The organism is Romboutsia sp. LXY-2 (assembly GCF_056171995.1).
In genome coordinates this window covers 1-18,942 of the sequence record NZ_JBKFGI010000008.1, presented here as the reverse complement: position 1 = coordinate 18,942, position 18,942 = coordinate 1, and the positions used below count along the sequence as shown (strand labels likewise).

13 protein-coding genes and 1 rRNA gene are annotated in these 18,942 nt (G+C 31.8%); 6 read left to right on the top strand and 8 right to left on the bottom strand.

Translation table 11 applies throughout. The features are described from left to right. Positions 1-3: 3 nt before the first annotated feature. On the top strand, positions 4-1,785 hold the full coding sequence (locus ACI48P_RS13835) for an NADH-dependent [FeFe] hydrogenase, group A6 (RefSeq protein ID WP_475216648.1): 1,782 nt from the start codon (positions 4-6) through the stop codon (positions 1,783-1,785). Positions 1,786-1,876: 91 nt separating this feature from the next. Here the strand turns inward: ACI48P_RS13835 and hprK are convergent, their stop codons facing one another. The 3 genes from hprK to ACI48P_RS13820 all read right to left on the bottom strand — a co-directional run bounded on the left by hprK (position 1,877) and on the right by ACI48P_RS13820 (position 6,394). Further along, positions 1,877-2,806 carry an HPr(Ser) kinase/phosphatase gene (hprK, locus tag ACI48P_RS13830; RefSeq protein WP_475216647.1) on the bottom strand — a complete coding sequence of 310 codons (930 nt, stop codon included), beginning with the start codon at positions 2,804-2,806 and terminating at the stop codon, positions 1,877-1,879. Between the two features lie 6 nt (positions 2,807-2,812). Beyond that, entirely contained in the window at positions 2,813-4,624 is a 1,812-nt protein-coding gene (gene uvrC, locus ACI48P_RS13825) for an excinuclease ABC subunit UvrC (protein WP_475216646.1), read from the bottom strand. A 120-nt stretch (positions 4,625-4,744) separates the two neighbouring features. Continuing rightward, on the bottom strand, positions 4,745-6,394 hold the full coding sequence (locus tag ACI48P_RS13820; RefSeq protein WP_475216644.1) for an ABC transporter substrate-binding protein: 1,650 nt from the start codon (positions 6,392-6,394) through the stop codon (positions 4,745-4,747). A 216-nt stretch (positions 6,395-6,610) separates the two neighbouring features. Between ACI48P_RS13820 and ACI48P_RS13815 the strand changes: the two genes are divergently transcribed. The 5 genes from ACI48P_RS13815 to ACI48P_RS13795 are packed head-to-tail and all read left to right on the top strand — an operon-like array spanning position 6,611 to position 10,994. Further along, entirely contained in the window at positions 6,611-6,973 is a 363-nt protein-coding gene (locus tag ACI48P_RS13815) for a DUF3899 domain-containing protein (RefSeq protein ID WP_475216643.1), read from the top strand. Between the two features lie 47 nt (positions 6,974-7,020). Continuing rightward, positions 7,021-7,962, top strand: coding sequence for an ABC transporter permease (locus tag ACI48P_RS13810; protein ID WP_475216641.1), 942 nt, complete (start codon positions 7,021-7,023; stop codon positions 7,960-7,962). Between the two features lies 1 nt (position 7,963). Continuing rightward, complete coding sequence (gene opp3C / locus ACI48P_RS13805) at positions 7,964-8,995, top strand: oligopeptide ABC transporter permease (RefSeq protein ID WP_475216639.1); 1,032 nt, start codon at positions 7,964-7,966, stop codon at positions 8,993-8,995. Between the two features lie 21 nt (positions 8,996-9,016). Further along, positions 9,017-10,042, top strand: coding sequence for an ABC transporter ATP-binding protein (locus ACI48P_RS13800; RefSeq protein WP_475216637.1), 1,026 nt, complete (start codon positions 9,017-9,019; stop codon positions 10,040-10,042). Then, a complete protein-coding gene (locus ACI48P_RS13795) occupies positions 10,035-10,994 on the top strand; it encodes an ABC transporter ATP-binding protein (protein WP_475216636.1) in 960 nt (319 codons plus the stop codon). The genes ACI48P_RS13800 and ACI48P_RS13795 overlap by 8 nt, the downstream gene beginning before the upstream one ends. A 69-nt stretch (positions 10,995-11,063) precedes the next feature. Here the strand turns inward: ACI48P_RS13795 and uvrA are convergent, their stop codons facing one another. The 5 genes from uvrA to rrf all read right to left on the bottom strand — a co-directional run. Then, complete coding sequence (uvrA, locus tag ACI48P_RS13790) at positions 11,064-13,889, bottom strand: excinuclease ABC subunit UvrA (protein ID WP_475216635.1); 2,826 nt, start codon at positions 13,887-13,889, stop codon at positions 11,064-11,066. After that, positions 13,889-15,883 carry an excinuclease ABC subunit UvrB gene (uvrB, locus tag ACI48P_RS13785; RefSeq protein WP_475216633.1) on the bottom strand — a complete coding sequence of 665 codons (1,995 nt, stop codon included), beginning with the start codon at positions 15,881-15,883 and terminating at the stop codon, positions 13,889-13,891. The genes uvrA and uvrB overlap by 1 nt, the downstream gene beginning before the upstream one ends. A 253-nt stretch (positions 15,884-16,136) precedes the next feature. After that, complete coding sequence (locus tag ACI48P_RS13780) at positions 16,137-17,252, bottom strand: GGDEF domain-containing protein (RefSeq protein WP_475216631.1); 1,116 nt, start codon at positions 17,250-17,252, stop codon at positions 16,137-16,139. Positions 17,253-17,354: 102 nt separating this feature from the next. Continuing rightward, positions 17,355-18,686, bottom strand: coding sequence for an FAD-dependent oxidoreductase (locus tag ACI48P_RS13775; RefSeq protein WP_475216630.1), 1,332 nt, complete (start codon positions 18,684-18,686; stop codon positions 17,355-17,357). Between the two features lie 150 nt (positions 18,687-18,836). Beyond that, positions 18,837-18,942, bottom strand: a 5S ribosomal RNA gene (gene rrf / locus ACI48P_RS13770); the annotation flags it as partial.

Genomic DNA, 18,942 nt, shown 5'->3' with positions numbered 1-18,942 from the left:
TTAATGAGTTTAGTTAATTTAACTATAAATGGCAAACCTGTATCTGTAGATAAAGAAACTACAATACTTGAAGCCGCTAAAAAGCTTAATATAAAAATACCGTCACTTTGTCATCTACACATGGATGAAATAAGCATGCATAACAAATGTGCATCTTGCCGTGTTTGTATGGTAGACACTAAGAGAGGATTAGTTCCTGCTTGTGGTACTAACGTTAGAGAGGGCCTTGAAGTTCAAACCAACACTCCACGTGCATTGAAAGCTCGTAAAACTGTTGTTGAGCTTTTATTATCTGACCATCCTCAAGATTGCTTAGTATGTGAAAAAAACGGAAACTGTGAGCTACAAGAAATAGCTCAAGATTTAGGAATAAGAGAAATAAAATATAAAGGTGAACAAACAAAACTTGGAATAGATACTTCTAGTAAGTCTATAGTTAAAGACCATGATAAGTGTATATTATGTAGAAGATGTGAAACTATGTGTAATGAAATACAACAAGTTGGTGTATTATCTGGAGTTAATAGAGGTTTTGAAACTATGGTTTCTACATTCTTTAATGATCCAATGTCATCTACTGAATGTACTTTCTGCGGACAATGTATAGCTGTATGTCCTACTGGAGCTTTAACCGAAGTTAATAATATACCTAAAGTTTGGAGTGCTTTAAGTAATAAAGCTCAAACTACTGTAGTTCAAGTTGCACCTGCAGTTAGAGTCGCTATAGGTGAAGAATTTGGATTAGAAGCAGGAGCTATATCTACTGGTAAAATGGTAGCTGCTCTTCGTCTTTTAGGGTTTAAGTATGTATTTGATACAAACTTTGCTGCAGACCTTACTATTTTAGAAGAAGGTACTGAATTTGTAAACAGACTTAAATCAGGTGAAAACTTACCAATATTAACAAGCTGCTGTCCTGCTTGGGTAGGTTTCTTAGAACATACTTACCCAGAATCACTAAACCTAGCATCTTCTTGTAAATCTCCACAAGAAATGTTTGGTGCAATAGCTAAAAACTACTTTGCTCCAAAAGTATTAAATATAGAACCTAAAGATATTTACGTAGTTTCTGTAATGCCATGTGTAGCTAAGAAATACGAATGTTCAAGAGAAGAACTTGGCCAAGAAGATGTTTTAGATGTTGATATATCAATAACTACAAGAGAATTGGCTAAAATGATAAAAGAAGCTGGTATAGATTTACTTAACCTAGAAGATGAAAACTTTGATAGTCCGCTAGGTCAATCTACTGGTGCTGCTGATATCTTCGGTGCTACTGGTGGTGTTCTTGAAGCAGCTCTTCGTACAGCTTATGAAGTTGTAACAGGAGAAACTTTAGAATCTGTTGAATTTAGTGCTGTAAGAGGATTCGAAGGAATAAAAGAAGCTAGTATAGATGTTGGCGGAACTTTAGTTAACGTATGTGTTGCTAGTAGCCTTGGAAATGCTAGAAAGGTTATGGATGAAGTTAAAGCTGGAAACTCTAAGTATCATATAATAGAAGTTATGGCTTGCCCTGGTGGATGTGTAGCTGGTGGTGGTCAACCATACCACAAAGGAAATTACGATATAATCAAAAAGCGTGCAGCTGGATTATATAACATAGATAGCAACAAACAACTTCGTAAATCTCATGAAAACCCTGATATAGCAGCTCTATATAAAGATTTCTTAGGAGAGCCTTGTGGACATATGTCTCACAAATTACTTCATACTCATTATTTTGATAAGAGTAATGTTTATGACAATGAGGAATTACAAACTGCTGAAGCTACTGTAGAATAAAATAAATAAAAAAGGTAGATTACGTCTAAATTAGATATAATCTACCTTTTTTTATATAGTAACATTACTACTATTCATTTTCTAAATTAAATTACTTTGCGTCTATTAAATTAGATAATTTTTTAGTGAATTCTTGAGCTGCATCATAGCCCATTCTTTTTTGTCTAAAGTTCATAGCAGCAACTTCTAATATCATTGCCGTATTTCTACCTGGCTTAACTGGTACAACTAACTTCTCTAAGTTAACTCCAAGTATTTCTTCATACTCTTTATCCAATCCTAATCTGTCGTAATATCTATTTTCATCCCAGCCTTCTAGATTAATGATAATATCTATGGCCTTAGAATTCTTAATAGCACCTACGCCATATAAGCTTCTGACATCTATTATTCCTATGCCCCTAATTTCTAAGAAATGTCTTAAAAGTTCTGGAGACTGCCCTACAAGTACTCCTTCATCTATCTTTCTTATTTCAACAGCATCATCAGCAACTAATCTATGACCCCTTTGTATAAGCTCTAAAGCTGTTTCTGATTTTCCTATACTGCTCTCACCTTTTATTAATACTCCTATACCATATACATCCACTAAAACCCCATGAATGGTTGTGTGAGGTGCCAACTTATCATCTAAATAGTTCGATAGCCTATTTATTAATCTTGTAGTATTTCTTTTAGTTGTTAACACTACTCTTTTGTACTTTTTAGCTTTTTCTATTACATCTGGTTTTACTTCTAATTCCCTTGAAACTATTAATGCAGGTATTTCATATGAGAAAAATTTATCTAGTATCTCTTCTCTAGTTTTTGTATCCATTTGACTAAAATAATTATATTCAGCCTTACCTACTATCTGAACTCTTTCATAAGCAAAATATTCAAAGTATCCAGCAAACTGAAGACCCGTTCTGTTTATATCTTGAGAATCTACATAGTAATCCACACCTTCAGGCATATAAACTATATCTAAATCTAGATCTTTTATAATCTCTTTTATTGATACTCTATCTACCGTATTCATATGTAATTATCCCTTTCTAAAAAAATTATACACGCTTTCAGCAGATGCTTTATTCATATTTTCTACCTCTAATAATTCTTCTAAAGTAGCTTTTTTTATTAATTCCACATCTTTAAAATGAGCAAGTAGCGCTTTTTTTCTTTTTTCTCCTATTCCTTGTATATCATCTAAAACAGATTTTGTCAAAGCTTTATTTCTCAAGCTTCTATGATAAGTAATTGCATAATTATGAACCTCTTCTTGAATACTTGCGACAAATCTATATAAATTAGACGTTTTATCTAGTTCCATCTCCTTTTCCTGGGAAATTAACCCCTTCGTTCTATGTTTATCGTCTTTATACATTCCCCAAAGAGGAATTTCTACATTATGTGATTTTAATACCTTTTTTACAGCACTAACTTGGCCTTTTCCTCCATCTAATAAAATTAAATCTGGAAGATCTCCATACTTTAATCTTCTTTCAACTATTTCAGCCATTGAGTCATAATCATTAGGGCCTATTACTGTTTTTATTTTATATCTTCTATATTCTTTCTTATCTTTCTTTCCATTTGTGAATACTACCATAGACCCTATAGAATCTACACCTTGAATATTAGAAATATCAAAAGACTCTATTCTTTTCGGAGCTTCTTCTAAACCTAATATCTGTCTAAGCTCTTCAAGAGCACCTACACTTTTTTCATATTTTCTTTTATTCATATCTGAGAACTTTTCTAAATACTCTATGGCATTTTTTCTTACCATTTCAACTAAACTTTTCTTTTCACCTTTTTGAGGAACTCTTATAGTTACTCTTTGTCCTTTTTTTGCTGATAGCCATTCTTCTAAAACAAAGCTATCTTCTATCTCATCTTCTATTATTAATTCCTTTGGAATATATTCTTGTTCCATATAAAATTGCTTTACAAAAGAACCAAGTATAGATGACCTTTCACTGTCCATTACACCTTCTAATATAAAATGCTCTCTTCCTACTATCTTACCATTTCTGATGAAGAATACCTGTACACAAGCCTCGTCATGGGCTCTTGCCATTGCTATTATATCTTGGTTTAAATCTGATGTAGATGCATCGATTTTTTGTTTTTGCATCATTTCTTCTAAACTTCTTATTTTATCTCTATAAGTAGCTGCATCTTCAAAGTTAAATTCCATAGCACACTTATTCATCTTTTCTTTTAATAGTTCTATTAAGGTCTCTTCCTTGCCCGATAGAAATAAAAGTATTTCCTCTACCATCTTACTATACTCTTCCTTGCTAACATCACCTGTACAAGGGCCTACACACTTATTTATATGCTTATTCAAACAAGGTCTCATATTGTTTCTTATAGCCTTTTCTATATCTATATTACAGCTTCTAATAGGGTATGTATTTCTTATTATTTCTATAGTATCATTTACTGCCGCAGTATTAGTATATGGACCAAAATACTTAGCTTTATCTTTTAATACTTGCCTTACCTTTAACACTCTTGGGTAGTCTTCATTGGTTGTAACCTTAATATATGGATAGGTTTTATCATCCCTTAATAAAACATTATATTTAGGTCTATATTGTTTTATTAGATTACATTCAAGTATTAGTGCCTCTAATTCTGAATCTGTTATTATATACTCAAACTTATATATATTTTTTACCATGGATACAACTTTTGAGGAGTGATTTTTTGAAGACTGAAAATATTGTCTTACTCTATTTTTAAGTGATATAGCTTTTCCCACGTATATTATTTTATCATTTTTATCTTTCATTAAATAAACTCCAGGCTCAGCTGGTAAGTTTTTTAAATGCTCTTGTATATCAAACAACTCTTTACCTCCTCTTTTAAAATATTTATATTTTAATTATACCCAAAAAAATTAAAAACGCATAACTAATGTGTTTTTATAAACTATTAGTTATGCGTCATATTTAGTATATTTTATATATTATTTTCTGTTTCCACCATTTATTTGTAATATATAAGTTGCTGCATCTTTCTTAGTCTTAAAGTTTGGATCTTCCTTATACTTATCAACATAGTCAGAGCTTAAAGCAACTTTATCTATTTGCTTATCTTCATATAAATTTACAGCTGCACCTGTATCTTTAACTATCTTAGTATTTATAGTTTCTAACTTAACATTAGCAGCATCCCAGTAGTTAGGGTTCTTAGTTAAAGAGAATTGGTCTTCCTTCTTCCAAGTACTTAGTGTAAATGGCCCATTGTATATTTGTTTGTCATGAGCAGTACCATAAGCATCTCCACAAGACTCAACAAACGCTTGGTTTTGTGGGAAGAATGGTTGGAATGACATTAATTCTGGGAAGTAAGCTATAGGTCTAACTAGTTTTACTTCTAAAGTATAATCATCTATTGCTTTTACTCCTACATCATCAACAGATCCACCATTTAAGTTATAATCTTCTCCACCCACTATATCATACATGATGTATGCATATTCAGCAGCAGTTTCTGGATTTAAAGTTCTCTTCCATCCATACTCGAAATCTTTAGCTGTTACCTTATCTCCATTTGACCAAGTTGAATTTTCTCTTAATTTAAATGTCCAAGTTAATCCATCTTCAGATGCTTCCCAAGAAGTAGCTACCCCTGGTTGAGTTTTTGCATCTTTATCTATTCTAGTTAAACCTTCCATAGTAGAGTTCATTGTTTGGAATGAAACTTGGTCAGTAGCAGCACTTACGTCCATAGTTGGTATATCTGAAGCTTCTCTTAAGTTAAGAACTTTTTCTGGCTTATCTACATCTGCATAAGTATATGTGTAGTCAGCTCCATAAGAGTTTGCTACTATTCCAGATACATATTCTCTCTCTAGGTAAGCACTTCCTCTTTGATATAGTGGTGCTATAAAGCCTTCTTCTAACATTAATTTTTCAGCTTCAGAATATTTAGCATAAGCTTCAGTTGTTCCAAGTTTCATAGCTTCTTGAACTAACGAGTTGTATGTAGAACTGTCATATCCAACTTGTTTAGCATATTGTTTTCCTGTTTCCATTGTTGCAAGGAATGTTAATGGGTCTGGATAGTCAGCTCCCCATCCTGCAAATGATATATCGAATTCACCTTTAGTTTCTCTATCAAGCTTTTGGTCAAAAGGTAAGTTAACTATGCTTGCTGTTAAACCTTCTAAATCACCTAATTCACCTTGTATAAACTCAGCTAATCTCTTTCCTGAATCACTATCATAAGTTAATATTTCTATATTAACTGTATCAAATCCAACTTCTTCTTTAGCCTTAGCCCAAGATTCTTTTGCAGATTCTTCATTGAATTCATACCCAACACCTTTTAAAAGTTCTGTATAATCTTTACCATTATCGAAAGCTAATCCTTCTGCTGTCCATATATTTGTTGGGAAAGATCCGTTATTTAAAATAACGTCACACATAGCCTGCTTATCTATAACTTGAGCTATAGCTGCTCTTGCATTTTGGTTAGCAAGAACGTCTGCAGATGTGGCTTCTCCACCACCACCTTTAGAATCACTATCTCCTCCTGTACTACTACATCCAGCTAATAAAGCTGCACTTAAAAGTGCTACCGTCGCCATTACTGATATTCTTTTCTTAAACATATAGTCCCCCTCCTAAAAAAATAATTTGATTGCTAAATTATTCCTTGCTTATTCATAATTATATAACATTGGTTTTAAGATTGCATTCTTTTTTTTAAATTTTCTAAATTTTTTAGTTAAATCTTTTTTTTCGTAAAAAATTATTTATTTGAACTTGAAATTAATGCTTTAAGCCTTTACAATAATAGAAAGACAATTTTCAGGTTGGGGGTAAAAATGAAGAAATCAGTTTATTTTATTTCATTTGACATTATTGTCAGTATTTTGTACTACATAATTTGTGGCTTTAAGCAGTATTCTTTCATAAATTGTAGTTTTATGATAGGAATGGTCTATTTATTATTTGGATTACTATGTTATGTATGGGAAAAAGGATTCTTTAATATTATAATATATTCCTTTAATAAAATAGGACAACAGCTTCAAAAAAGTAGAGGTATACTTACTGATGAAGAAAATATTACTATCGAAGAATTCGCTTCTAGAAAAAACAGCTTTAATTTTACCTACAATTTATTAAGTTGCGGTCTTATTATATCTTTAACTACTACAATACTTAGCTTTTTAGCAACATCATAATTCTGTTTCAAAAATAAAATTTTAAATTAAAAAAAGGGGGGGATAGCGTGTTCCGCTATGTAATGAAACGTATCATGTATATGTTTATCACACTATTTGTAGTTATTTCAGTTACTTTTTTCCTGGTAAGGCTTCTTCCAGGTACTCCATTTAATGATCAAAAACTAACTTCTGAGCAAATAGCAAAACTAGAGGCTCAATATGGTCTTGATCAACCAGTTCCAGTTCAATACGCAAAATATTTGACTGGTGTATTCCAAGGAAAATTTGGTACATCATTTAAGTATGCTAACCAAAAGGTAGAAGATTTAATAGTAGGTCGTATTGGTCCATCTGCTATGCTAGGTGTACAATCTTTAATTTTTGGTTGTTGTGTAGGTTTAATTCTCGGTATTATTGCCGCAATAAAAAGAAATACGTTTTGGGATTATTTATGTACCGTAATAGCAATTCTCGGAGTTTCAGTACCCGCATTTGTTATTGCCGCCTTATTACAATATTATTTAGGTATGAATAGTAAATTTTTCCCTGTTACATGGGGACTTCCTCTTGGATCAGACTTTAAATATATATGGACTGTGCTTCCATCTTTAGCAATGTCTGTTTGGACTATATCAACAGTTGCCCGTTTTACTAGAACAGAATTAGTTGAAGTATTAAATGCTGATTATATAATTACTGCTAAAGCTAAAGGGTTAAGTCGTGCTACTGTTATAGTAAGGCACGCTCTTAGAAATGCATTAATTCCAGTAATAACAATCTTAGGCCCTCTAGCTGCAGGTCTATTAACTGGTTCGCTAGTTGTTGAAAGAGTTTTCGCAGTTCCAGGAATGGGAGACTTATTAGTCAATGCAATAAATACAAATGATTTATTTGTAATTTCCGGCGTTGCTATAGTTTATAGTACATTCTTTATATCTGTAATATTAATAGTGGATGTGCTTTATGGTGTAATAGACCCTAGAATACGTATAGCAGGAGGTAAGTAATATGGTAGATAAGATAATGGTCGATGGCCAAGAACTAGAAATAACAGCAGATTTATTTGAAACTGCTCCTGCTGAGGCTGGTGATAATGAATCTATTTCAAGACCTAGTTTAACATTCTGGCAAGATGCTAGAAAAAGATTGTTTAAAAACCCAGCTGCTATTACTGGTTTATGTATATTATTTTGTATAGTATTAATGGCAATATTTGCTCCTATGTTTTCTAAATACGGATACAAGGATCAAAATATAAGACATGTTAAGCTTCCACCTAAAATATCAATATTATCTTCTATAGGTATCATGGATGGTACTGATTCAAAAGGTAATGATGTATACGCTGAAAAGGGTGTTGAGGATAACTATATATTTGGTACTGATGCACTTGGACGTGATATATGGACACGTGTTTGGTGGGGATGTAGAGTATCTTTAGGTATAGCCTTACTTGCCGCATTCTTTGACCTTGTTATAGGTGTTACATATGGTAGCGTATCAGCTTTTTATGGTGGCAAAGTGGATATAATTATGCAACGTATCATCGAGATTATTCAAGGTATTCCAAACCTTGTTGTGGTTATTTTATTCATGCTGGTGTTTAAGCCCGGTATAATGTCCATATCTATGGCAATGGCTGTATCCGGTTGGACAGGAATGGCAAGGGTTGTTCGTTCTCACGTATTAAGACTAAAAAATCAAGAGTTCGTTTTAGCATCTAAAACACTAGGAGCTTCTGATATTAGATTAATAAGTAAACACCTTTTCCCTAATATAATAGGTCCGGTTGTTGTAATGATCATGTTCTCTTTACCTAGCGCTATATTCTACGAAGCATTCTTAAGCTTTATAGGATTAGGTCTTCAACCACCTATGGCATCATTAGGGATATTAATCAACGAAGGTTTCTTAGCTCTACAAAACTATCCGTATATGTTATTCATACCAGCAGCTGTGCTATGTGTATTAATACTTAGTCTTAACTTATTGGCTGATGGTTTAAGAGATGCAGTTGACCCTAAAATGCGTAATCAATAATTAGTAAGGGAGATGAGATAATTGGAAAAGTTACTGGAAGTAAAAAATTTACGTGTTAACTTCGGTACTTACGGCGGTCAAGTTCAAGCTGTTAGAGGTGTAACATTTGATTTACATAAAGGGGAAACATTGGCTATAGTTGGAGAATCAGGTTCGGGGAAATCTGTTGCTTGTAAAACTATAATGAGAATATTAGCTTCAAATGCAATAATAAAAAGTGGGGAAATTTTATTTGGTGGTAGAGATTTAACTAAACTTGGAGAACCAGAAATGGAGAAACTAAGAGGTAAGGATATCGCTATGGTATTCCAAGATCCTATGACTTCTCTAAATCCTACTATGACAATCGGTAAGCAAATAATGGAGGGAATAATCAAGCATCAGGGGGCTAGCAAAGAAGAGGCCAAAGCTAAAGCTATAGAACTTATAGATTTAGTTGGTATCTCTGAACCGGAAAAAAGATTTAAACAATATCCTCACCAATTCTCTGGTGGGATGAGACAACGTATTGTTGTTGCAATATCACTAGCTTGTAATCCTAAGATACTTATAGCGGATGAGCCTACAACTGCTCTTGACGTTACTATACAAGCTCAAATATTAGAACTTATAAAAGATTTACAAAAGAAAACTGGAGTTGCAGTTATATTTATAACCCATGACCTTGGTGTTGTTGCAAATATGGCAGACAGAGTTGCTGTTATGTATGCAGGAAAAATTATAGAATACGGAACGTCTGATGATATCTTCTATAATCCTCAACATCCATATACTTGGGGACTATTAGGTTCTATGCCTACTTTAGATATAGGGGACAATGATTTATATAATATACCTGGTACACCACCAGACTTAATGCATCCACCTAAAGGAGATGCCTTTGCCCTACGTAGTGAATACGCTATGAAAATAGATCATATTGCTGAACCTCCAATGTTTAAGGTTAGTGATAGTCACTACGCAGCTACTTGGTTATTACATCCTTTAGCTCCAAAAGTAGAAAGACCTGTTAATGTAGGAAGAAAGAAGGTGACTATAGGTGAGTAGAAAAGTACTATTAGAAGTAAAAAACCTTAAACAACACTTCAAACTAGACAGACGCTCAGTAGTAAAAGCTGTAGACGATATATCTTTCCATATATATGAAGGAGAAACATTTGGTCTAGTTGGAGAATCTGGTTCAGGTAAATCTACTACTGGTAGAGCCATCATTCGTCTTTATGACCCAACAGGCGGAGAAATAGTATTTGATGATAAAAATTTGTCTGCTAAAAAACTAAAAAGAGATGATAGAGTTCATCTAAATAAAAATATGCAGATGATTTTCCAAGATCCTATGGCATGTTTAAATCCTCGTATGACTGTTGGAGATATAATAGCTGAAGGTCTTGATATACATGGATTATGCAAAACTAAGGAAGAAAGAACTAGTAGGGTTTATGAATTACTAAGAACTGTTGGTCTTAATGAACAACATGCAAGTAGATATCCTCATGAATTCTCTGGGGGACAAAGACAACGTATAGGTATCGCTCGTGCATTAGCTATAGAGCCAAAGTTTATAATTGCCGATGAACCTATATCAGCACTTGACGTTTCTATCCAAGCGCAGGTTGTTAACCTTCTTAGAAAATTACAAAAGGAAAATGGTCTTACTTACTTATTTATAGCCCATGACCTTTCAATGGTTAAATATATAAGTGACCGTATAGGAGTTATGCATAGAGGTAAATTAGTAGAATTAACAACTGCTGATGAACTATATGCAAACCCTCTACATCCTTACACTAAATCATTATTATCAGCAATACCACTTCCTGATCCAGACTATGAAAAAGGAAGAACTCGTATAAAATACGATCCTAAAATGCATGACTACTCTACTGAAACTCCTGAGTGGGTTGAAATTAGACCTGGTCACTTCATATATGGATCTAAATCAGAATTAGCACAATACGAAGCAGAATTAGTAGCTAAAGAAAGTACTACTGAAGCATAAATAAAAGCTCTTATCCAATAATCGGATAAGAGCTTTTTTAATAGCTACATTTTATTATTTATTCTTATTTTATTCAAAGTACTTCTTTAGAAATTGTCCTGTATATGAACCTTCTACTTTAGAAACCTCTTCTGGAGTACCAGTAGCAACTATCATTCCACCTTTATCTCCACCTTCAGGACCCAAATCTATTATATAGTCACAAGTCTTAATTACATCTAAATTATGCTCTATAACTACTATACTATTACCAGTATCCGCTAACTTTTGAAGTACTTGAATTAACTTATCTACATCTGCCATATGAAGACCTGTTGTTGGCTCATCTAATATATATAATGTCTTTCCTGTAGGTCTTTTACTTAATTCTGTAGCAAGTTTTATTCTTTGAGCTTCCCCTCCTGATAACTGAGTTGAAGGTTGTCCTAACTTAATATAAGAAAGACCAACATCTACTAAAGTCTCTAGCTTTCTCTTTATTGTAGGTATATTTTCAAAGAATCCAAGCGCATCTTCAACGTTCATATCTAATACATCTGCAATAGTCTTATCTTTATATTTAACTTGTAGAGTTTCTCTATTATATCTTTCTCCTTTACAAACTTCACAAGGTACATAAACATCTGGTAAGAAGTGCATTTCTATTTTGATTATACCATCACCTTTACAGGCTTCACATCTTCCGCCTTTTACGTTAAAGCTAAATCTACCTTTCTTATAGCCTCTAGCTTTTGCTTCATTTGTAGCCGAGAATAAATCCCTTATTAAATCAAACACTCCAGTATATGTAGCTGGATTAGAACGAGGAGTTCTTCCTATTGGACTTTGATCAATATTAATTATTTTATCTATATTCTCTATTCCTTTGATTTCTTTATGCTTTCCTGGTCTATCTTTTAATCTATTTACTTTAGTAGCAATACCTTTGTATAAGATATCATTTATTAACGTACTCTTTCCTGAACCAGAAACACCTGTAATACAAGTAAACTTACCTAGAGGGAACTTTACGCTAACATTTTTTAAGTTATTTTCAGATGCTCTTACTATTTCAATAAAGTTTCCATTACCTTCTCTAGTTTTTTCAGGCGGTAGTATTTGTTTTTTACCACTTAAGTACTGACCAGTAATAGAGTTTTCATCTTCTAGTATTTCATCTAATGTTCCTTGAGCAACTATTTCTCCTCCATGCACACCTGCACCAGGGCCTATATCTACTACATAATCCGCTTCTCTCATTGTATCTTCATCATGTTCAACTACTATAAGAGTGTTCCCTATATCTGTTAAGTGTCTTAAAGTACCTATTAATCTATCGTTATCTCTTTGATGCAGTCCTATACTAGGTTCATCTAAAACATATAAAACCCCTACAAGAGCTGACCCTATTTGAGTGGCAAGTCTTATACGTTGAGCTTCTCCTCCTGATAATGTTCCAGCTTTTCTTGATAGATTAAGATAATCTAAACCTACATCTCTTAAGAAAGATGCTCTTCCTTTTATTTCTTTTAATATTTCGTGGGCAATAAATTTTTGTTTCTCACTTAAATTTATATTTTCTATATAATCAATTAATTCATTTACAGAGAAGTCAGTTACTTCCATAATGTTTTTGTTATCCACTAAAACTGCAAGTACTTCTTTTTTAAGTCTATTACCTTTACACTTAGGACAAGGTGTATCTCCCATGAATTCTTCTATTTTATCTCTAGAATATTCCGAGTTTGTTTCTCTATATCTTCTTTCTAAGTTTACGATTACACCTTCAAAAGGAGCTCTATATTGTCTTCTTCCGCCAAATTTAGATTCATATACAAACTCAACCATAACATTATCTTTACCATATAGTAATTCTTGTACAAAATCCTCTGGTAAATCTTTAAATGGAGTCTCTAAAGATACTTTAAAAGTATCAGCAAGGCTTTGTATCATTTTACTGTAATAGGTATCATCATTACCACTTGAAGATCCCCAAGCAGCTATTGCACCTTGCTTTATAGATAACTCTGGATTTGGTATAACTAAATCTGGATCTACTTCCTTACTTTCACCTAACCCATTACAAGTATCACATGCACCAAATGGGCTGTTGAAAGAGAACATTCTTGGAGATAACTCTTCTATACCTACACCATGTTCAGGACAAGCAAATTTAGTTGAATAAAGTATTTCTTCACCATCTATTATTTGAGCTATTACAAGTCCATCAGAAAGCTTTACAGCTGTCTCTATAGAGTCTGCTAATCTTGTTTCTATTCCGTCCTTGATTACTATTCTATCAACTACTACCTCTATATTGTGTTTTTGATTTTTATTTAATTCTATTTCATCAGTTACTTCGTAATTTTCTCCATTAACTCTAATTCTTACGAATCCTTCTTTTTTAATATGATCTATCGTCTTTTTATGTGTTCCTTTTTGACCTCTAACTACAGGTGCTAATATTTGTAGCTTAGTTCTTTCTGGAAACTCTAACATTTTATCAACTATTTCTTGTATAGTCATTTGACTGATTTTCTCTCCACATACAGGACAATGAACATCTCCTACTCTTGCAAATAATAATCTTAAGTAGTCATAGATTTCTGTAACTGTACCTACTGTTGAACGAGGGTTTTTAGATGTTGTTTTTTGGTCTATAGATATTGCCGGCGATAGGCCTTCTATATATTCAACATTTGGTTTTTCCATTTGCCCTAAAAACTGTCTTGCATATGCAGATAAGCTTTCTACATATCTTCTTTGACCTTCTGCATATATAGTGTCAAAGGCTAATGATGATTTACCAGAGCCTGACAACCCTGTAAATACTATAAATTTATTTCTAGGAAGTTCTAAGTCTACATTTTTTAAATTGTGTTCTTTAGCACCTTTTATAATGATTTTATCTTCCATTAACTTTTAATCCTTTCTTCTAGTTCTTTTACTTTATCTCTAAGTTCTGCAGCTCTTTCAAATTGTAAGTTTTGTGCTGCTTCCATCATTTCTTCTTGTAGCGCTGCTATATTAGCTTTTATTTCATCTATATCATCAGTATCTTTTATTCCATAAATAGCTTCTTCATCAGCTACTTTTGTAGCTTCTATAGAATCTCTAATTCCTTTTTGAATAGTCTTTGGTATAATACTATGCTCTTCATTGTATTGCATTTGTATTTCTCTTCTTCTTTTGGTTTCTAATATTGTCGCTTCCATAGACCTAGTTATCTTGTCAGCATACATTATTACCTTACCATTTGCATTTCTCGCTGCACGTCCTACCGTTTGTATTAATGAGGTTTCAGAACGTAAGAAACCTTCTTTATCAGCATCTAATATAGCAACAAGAGATACCTCTGGAATATCTAATCCTTCTCTCAGTAAGTTTATACCTACAAGTACATCAAACTTCCCTAATCTTAAATCTCTTATTATTTCTATTCTCTCTAGTGTATCTATATCTGAATGTAAGTACTTAACTTTTATTCCTATTTCTTTTAAATAGTTAGTAAGGTCCTCACTCATTTTCTTAGTTAGTGTAGTTATAAGAACTCTCTCATTCTTAGCTACTATTTGATTTATTTCTCCAACCAAATTATCTATTTGATTATTTATTGGTCTCACTTCAATTACTGGATCTAATAGTCCTGTTGGTCTAATTATTTGTTGAGCTATAGTTGTAGAATGCTCAATTTCATAAGGACCTGGTGTTGCTGTTACAAATAACATTTGGTTAATATTAGTCTCAAACTCACCAAAATTTAAAGGTCTATTGTCATAAGCTGAAGGAAGTCTAAATCCATTATCTATAAGTGAACCTTTTCTAGATCTGTCGCCTGCATACATACCTCTTACTTGAGGAACAGTAACATGAGACTCATCTACTATTATTAAATAGTCATCTGGGAAGAAATCCATTAAAGTATATGGTTTTTCTCCTGGCTCTCTACCTGTTATATGTCTTGAGTAGTTCTCTATTCCTTGGCAGAACCCTATTTCTTTTAACATTTCTATATCGTATCTAGTTCTTTGGTCTATTCTTTGAGCTTCGATAAGTTTATCATTTTCTTTAAAATAATCTATTCTTTCTGCAAGCTCTTCTTGTATATCTACTATTGCTCTTTCTATTCTCTCTGGAGTTGTTACATAGTGAGATGCAGGGAAAATAACCACATGATTTCTTACACCAGCCACTTTTCCTGTTACATAATCTATTTCAGTTATTCTATCTATTTCATCTCCAAAAAATTCAATCCTTATTGCTTTTTCGTCATTACTAGCAGGGAATATTTCTAAGATGTCTCCTCTAACCCTAAATGTTCCTCTTGTAAAATTAATATCATTTCTTTCATATTGTATTTCTATTAACTTCTTTATAATATCATCTCTATCTCTTTCCATTCCTGGTCTCAAAGATAACATAAGTTCTTTATAATCCTTAGGATCCCCTAAACCATATATACAAGAAACCGAAGATATTATTATGACATCTCTTCTTTCAAGAACTGATGCTGTAGCTGAATGTCGTAGTTTATCTATTTCATCATTTATACTAGCATCTTTTTCTATGTACGTATCGCTATGAGCTACATATGCTTCTGGTTGATAATAATCATAGTAACTTACAAAATATTCTACTGCATTTTCTGGGAAAAATTCTTTAAATTCGCTATATAACTGAGCTGCTAATGTTTTATTATGAGCAATTATTAAAGTCGGCTTTTTTACCTCTTGTATTATGTTTGCCATAGTAAAAGTCTTACCTGAGCCAGTAACTCCAAGTAAGGTAGAAAATTTTTCATCTTTATTTATAGCACTAACAATAGATTTTATTGCTTCTGGCTGATCTCCTGTAGGTTTAAAATCTGATTTTAAGTTAAAATCCACAATCTCACTCCTTTCTTCGAACATTCGTTCCTAATATGTATAATTATATCATAATATAAATTGTTTTTTGCAACTTTATAGTATTTCTTTTTGTATTTTTACATATTTTACCCAAATTAAGATTAAATGAACCTTATTAATTTTATTTTAAACAAAATAAAGGCCTCTATGGGGGATAGAAGCCTTATAAAATGGGGGAGATTGAGTAATTCATTTGTTTGTATTAAGTTTTACAATAATATTATGCCCCTAATTTTTTATTAATATACATTTAATTCTAATTATTTTTATTTTTTTTCTTATTTATATACATAAGTTTATCAACACTATTTATAAAGCTATCTAGGTCTTCATACCTTTCATCATATATATCATATCCACAACTAAATTTAATGTTGTATTCTTTTTTTAACATTTCATTATATATATTTAGCTCCATCTTCATATTAGTTACTATTGCTTCTAGTTTCTTATTCTCATAACAACTAACTACAATTACAAATTCATCTCCACCCATTCTGACGACTTTTCCCATAGTAATAAAGTACTCTTTTAGAAATTTAGCCACATTCTTTAGTGCTATATCCCCCTCTTCATGGCCATAGGTATCATTTATAGATTTGAAGTCATCCAAATCTATATATATTAATGAAAAGCAAGTTTTTTTATTTATTAGTGAGTTTGTAACGTATGATTCAAAAGTGAACCTATTCCATACCCCAGTTAAAGTATCATATGTTATTAGCTTCTCTTGAATATAAAGATAATAGATTATAATTGATATGCCTACAGATGCCCAAACTAAAATTAATTCTATAAACATTACTTGGAAAAATATCGCAGTGATTGGTATTATCTCAAAGACCAGTAAGTATTTATACTCCTTTTTCTCCATCTTAGATTTGTTTTTTATAATAATATACATGGTAATAATAAAGTACAGATATGTTACTAGTATAGGAACCATGAATAAAACCCCTCTTGTATAGCTATTGTATTGATCTACATAAAATATATATCCATTATTATATGAAGCTATGGATATCACAAAGTTAACTATAACTGGTATTATAAGTATTTTATTTTTTATTTTTATATCTAAATTTTCACAAACATAGATTAGCCATAAATAAGATGCTATAGGCGATAATATAAATCCTAATATATTAATCATCTTTGTAAGCGGAGCAAAAGACTTATATGTATACAATAATACAATCGCATCTAATATTTGCAAAAATAATACTACAGCTGAAATTATCATGATAGTAATGAATATTTTATTATGACTCTCTTTTATATTAAATTTTGATTTATATAAAAATATAACTATAATCAAAAAAAATAATACTATAATACTCAAATCTATTTTTGGTAGTATATCTATTTGCACTATAATCCCCCCTTTATAACTAATCTCTACTATATTATAATATGAAATTAGCCTATAAGATAATATCCTATAGGCTAATTTATTAATTAATTATTTTTTATTTTATAATGCTTTTAGTGCTACAGTATTTAATAAACTCCAAGGCTTATTAAAATGTGGTTGGAAGAAGAAGTCTGTCATAGCTAATTCTTCTATTGTCATTTCATTTTGTATTACTACTGATAAGGTATTCATATATTGTGTTAAATCTAATTTTGATATAATTTGACCACCTAATATTCTTCTACTATCTTTATCAAATACAAGTTTTACTGTTGCTGGTTCAAAATCTGGCATAAATTCAGGTCTATGATTATCTGTTATCATTACCGAGTCTACATTATAGTTAGTAGTATTTTTCGCTACTTCTTCTGTAAGTCCTGTAGATGCTATACATTGATCATATATTTTTATACCTGAAGTTCCTTGAGTTCCCATATATTTTAATGTAGGTTCCACTAAGTTACTACCTATTAACGTTCCCATTCTTACTGCATTAGTAGCTAATGGTATATATCTAGTATCTTTTGCTGGGTTGTATCTAACTACACAACAATCTCCTGCTGCAAACACATCTTCTTTACTAGTTCTCATATACTCATCTATTATTATAGCTCCATTAGGTAATGTATCTAACTTCCCTTGAACTAATTTTGTATTTGGAGCAAACCCAATACATAGTACTACTAAATCAGCTTTAAATTCACCTTTATCTGTAACTACAGATGATACTTTATTATCTGTTCCTTCAAATCTTTGAACTTTTTGACCTAAAACTACATTAACACCTTTATTCTTAAACTCTGTTTCTGCTATATCTGTGAATTCTTTATCTAGATATTTTGCCATTATTCTTTCTTCTGCATCTATTAATGTAGTGTTTTTACCTTGCATCTCAAATGCTTCTGCTAATTCAACACCTATATATCCTGCTCCTATTACTACAACGTTTTCAGCATTTTCACTTCTCTTTATTATGTCTTTAGCATGATCGTAGTTTTTGCATAATAATATATTTTCTAAGTCTCCACCTTCAAATCTAGGTACAATTGGCCATGATCCAAGTGTAAGAACTAACTTATCATAGTTATCCTCAAATATTTCATCTGTTAATAAATTTTTAACTGTTATTTTTTTGTTAACAAAGTCTATGTCTAAAACTTCATGTTTCATGTTAGTTTTAACCCCTAAAGCTTGTAATCCTTCTGGAGAATTGTAGAATAATTTTTCAGTTGTATCTATAACTTTACCTACGTTTAACGCTATCCCACAAGATAAGAAAGATAAATTATCATTTTTCTCATATACTACTACTTCACTATCTTTATATTTATTTTTTATATTAACTACTGAAGCTGTACCTGCATGTGTACATCCTACAACTATAACTTTCATTTCTAAATACCTCCAAGTATTATTAATTTTTTAACTATTTTTTATAATACCCTTTAATATTTATTTAAAACAAAAAAAATAAAAGATTCTTTTTTCAAACTATCATGTTGATAAGCCTAATTCAAGTATCTTTTATATATAAAAAAGATTACGTGGCTACGTCCTACTCTCCCAGGAGGTTGCCCCCCAAGTACCATCGGCGCTAAAGAGCTTAACTTCTGTGTTCGGAATGGGAACAGGTGTATCCTCTTTGCTA

Coding starts and splice junctions, on each gene's coding strand:
- ACI48P_RS13835 (WP_475216648.1), top strand. CDS start 4: ATGAGTTTAGTTAATTTAACTATAAATGGCAAACCTGTATCTGTAGAT.
- hprK (WP_475216647.1), bottom strand. CDS start 2,806: ATGAATACGGTAGATAGAGTATCAATAAAAGAGATTATAAAAGATCTA.
- ACI48P_RS13820 (WP_475216644.1), bottom strand. CDS start 6,394: ATGTTTAAGAAAAGAATATCAGTAATGGCGACGGTAGCACTTTTAAGT.
- ACI48P_RS13815 (WP_475216643.1), top strand. CDS start 6,611: ATGAAGAAATCAGTTTATTTTATTTCATTTGACATTATTGTCAGTATT.
- opp3C (WP_475216639.1), top strand. CDS start 7,964: ATGGTAGATAAGATAATGGTCGATGGCCAAGAACTAGAAATAACAGCA.
- uvrA (WP_475216635.1), bottom strand. CDS start 13,889: ATGGAAGATAAAATCATTATAAAAGGTGCTAAAGAACACAATTTAAAA.
- uvrB (WP_475216633.1), bottom strand. CDS start 15,883: ATGTTCGAAGAAAGGAGTGAGATTGTGGATTTTAACTTAAAATCAGAT.
- ACI48P_RS13775 (WP_475216630.1), bottom strand. CDS start 18,686: ATGAAAGTTATAGTTGTAGGATGTACACATGCAGGTACAGCTTCAGTA.